This is a genomic window from Protofrankia sp. CiP1_Cm_nod3, from assembly GCF_982290655.1.
In genome coordinates this window covers 6,904-9,400 of the sequence record NZ_CEVIVD010000044.1, presented here as the reverse complement: position 1 = coordinate 9,400, position 2,497 = coordinate 6,904, and the positions used below count along the sequence as shown (strand labels likewise).

Annotated in this window: 3 protein-coding genes; all 3 read right to left on the bottom strand. The window is 73.8% G+C overall.

What is annotated here, in order from left to right:
• Positions 1 to 84: 84 nt before the first annotated feature.
• Positions 85 to 1,509 carry a hypothetical protein gene (locus AC5LUJ_RS11000; protein WP_493464889.1) on the bottom strand — a complete coding sequence of 475 codons (1,425 nt, stop codon included), beginning with the start codon at positions 1,507 to 1,509 and terminating at the stop codon, positions 85 to 87.
• Positions 1,509 to 2,279 carry a 4Fe-4S single cluster domain-containing protein gene (locus AC5LUJ_RS10995; RefSeq protein ID WP_493464888.1) on the bottom strand — a complete coding sequence of 257 codons (771 nt, stop codon included), beginning with the start codon at positions 2,277 to 2,279 and terminating at the stop codon, positions 1,509 to 1,511. Before AC5LUJ_RS10995 ends, AC5LUJ_RS11000 begins: the two co-directional genes overlap by 1 nt.
• Positions 2,276 to 2,497 (bottom strand): hypothetical protein (locus tag AC5LUJ_RS10990; protein ID WP_493464887.1); only part of this gene is annotated, 222 nt, incomplete at its 5' end. The genes AC5LUJ_RS10990 and AC5LUJ_RS10995, both read right to left, overlap by 4 nt.

Below are 2,497 nucleotides of genomic sequence, written 5' to 3'. Positions count from 1 at the left end.
ACCGTCGCGGCCACCGGCGGATCCGTCCGCCCGGACGCGTCCGACCGGGCGGACGGGCCCGGTCTCTCAGTTGGCACCGGCTTTCTACCCGCTCCGTTTGCCGAGGCCCGCGCCGGCCGGCCGGCCCTGGGGAGCGTCCGTGCCGGCCTGGGGCGCCGCCCTGCGGATCGACTCGATGTCGCGGTAGCGGGCGTCGGGCTCACCGCCCGCCGGCTGGGGAACGCCCGCGTCCAGGCCGTGCTCCCGCAGGGCGGCGGCGAGCTCGCGGGCCCGAGCCTCGCGGATCTCCTCGGATCCGGTGTCCCGGTCGTAGGAGAGCACCTTCAGCTCGCATGCGGCCGGACCGGCCGTCGACGGCGAGACGTCGACCACGACCTCCCCGCCGTCCGGGTGCTCGACCTTCGCGAAGAATGCGTTGCGGTAGTCCTCACCGCCGTAGGTGGCGTCCGCCAGGCTGAAGCCGTTGTCGACCAGGGTCCGCACGACGATGTCGGCGATGTTGGCGCGTAACTGCGACCCGAGCTGGGCCAAGCCGGCATCCTCGACGATCTCGGCAAGCCGTTGCTCGAAGGCGGGAGCGCGCTGGTCCACCAGCTCCCGCATGGTGTCGGTGCTGGGCGGGGACGCCTCGTCCACGAGAAGGCCGAGCGTGGCCGCGACCTCGGCGCGTAACCGCGACAGCGCGCCGTTGGACCAGTAGTCGACTTCGAGCGGGACGTCGGGCAGCTCCTCCCCGTCGGCGTCGACGGCGGCCCGGTCGGCGTTGCGCTCGATCAGCCCCTGGACGACCAGCAGCGCGTCCCGGGCCGCGGCCCGCAGCAGGTGCCACTCCCGGTCGGCCCACTCCAGCTCCACCCGCAGGTCGGACAGCCCGTGATACGCCCGCTGCGCACCGGCCAACGCGGCTTCGCCCAGACCGGCGTCGAGGACGTCCCCGACCGCGGCGAGGTCACGTTCGAGAGCCTCCAGCCGGCCGGGCGCGTAGCGGTCGAACGGGAGGGTCTCCCGGATGAGATCGCGGACGGCATGAGCGTCCCGGACCCAGCGGCTGGCCGCCTCGACCGACCGCTTCCGGTCCGCGGCGAGCTCGGCGAGGCCGCCGCGCAGCTCGCTGACATCCCGTTCCCGCCGGCGACGTTCCTGGGCGATGGCGGAACGCAACGCGCGTTCCCGTTCCGCCAGTGCCTTCCGGGCCTCGTCGCGCACCTGGGTGACCGTGGTGTCGAGGCTGTCGAACATCTGCCGGGCCTGCTCGTCGAGCCGCCGGTTGACCTCGCTCTCCAGCTCTCTGGTCCGGGAGCTGAGCTGGTCGATCGTCCGTTCGGCGCTGTGCTGCCTGCGCTGGATCTCGTCAGCGGCCTGCTGGGCGTCCCGGCGGGCCTGCTCCCGGACACCTTCGATCACCTGGGGCAGGTCCGACTGGACGTCGCGTAACCGGGCCGCGGCCCGCTGGGCCCGACGCCACTCGGACTCCTCGATGCGGACGAAGGCCGTCTTCCGGCCGCTCATCAGGTGTCCGCCTTCCCCTGTGCCGGGCCGCCGGCCCAGCCAGCCTGATCAGCCCGGCCGCGCTGATCGGTCCGCCCGGTCCGGACCGGGCGTTGACCGGGGATGTGACGGGCCTGCTCCGACGAGATGTTCCAGGCTCGTGCCACCGCCTCGTCCAGCGCCGCCAGCAGCCCGCGCGCGGGTATCCCGACCATGAGCACCTCACCGTCGGCAATCATGATCTCGGTGGTTCGCAGGCGGCCCTCGAAGTCGTAGCCGCCCCCGCGCAGCCGGCCGGTCAGGTGGTGGATCCGCTGGTTAGCGCTCCCGCGCAGGCCACGGTTGTCATCCCGGCTCGCCACATAGCGCCCGTCGATCAATACGTCGACCTGTGCGAGCAGATCGGCGACGCCCGCGTTCGGCGGGCTGTGGCGCAACCGCTCCAGGCGGTACCCGGTGAAGCAGATGAGGGAGAGGCCCTGTTCGGGCCGTAACGCCCGGGCGTGGCGGGCAAGTTCCGCGAGCCCGGCCGCCTGGCTCATGGGCTCCCCGCCGGAGAAGGTCAGCCCGGTCAGCCCGGGCACCGAACACAGTTCGGCCGCGAGCTCCGCCGGCGCGACCAGCCGGGCGGGACGGTCGGGAATCCACTCCGGCGCCACACAGCCCGCGCAGCGGAACGGGCAGCCCTGCACCCACACCGCCGCCCGCGGGCCGGGCCCGAGGGCGTGGGTGAGCCGGCAGGTAGCCGCGACGTTGAGAAAGGCGCCCGGGCCGCCCGGGCAGGCGCTCATGTCGGCCATTCCCAGGCGGTCGGATCATCGGCGTCGGGGAAGTCCGTGGGCTGCTGTCCGTTCGGGCGGGCGGTGCCGATCCGCGGGCCGAACCCGCCGCCCGTCCGGGGCACCCAGGTCTCCTCTTCATCCTGGTCGTGCGACCGCGCGCCGTCGTGGCCGGGGCCGGCGGGCCGCTGGCCGGCGGCATGTCTGTCGGCGGCATGTCTGTCGGCGGC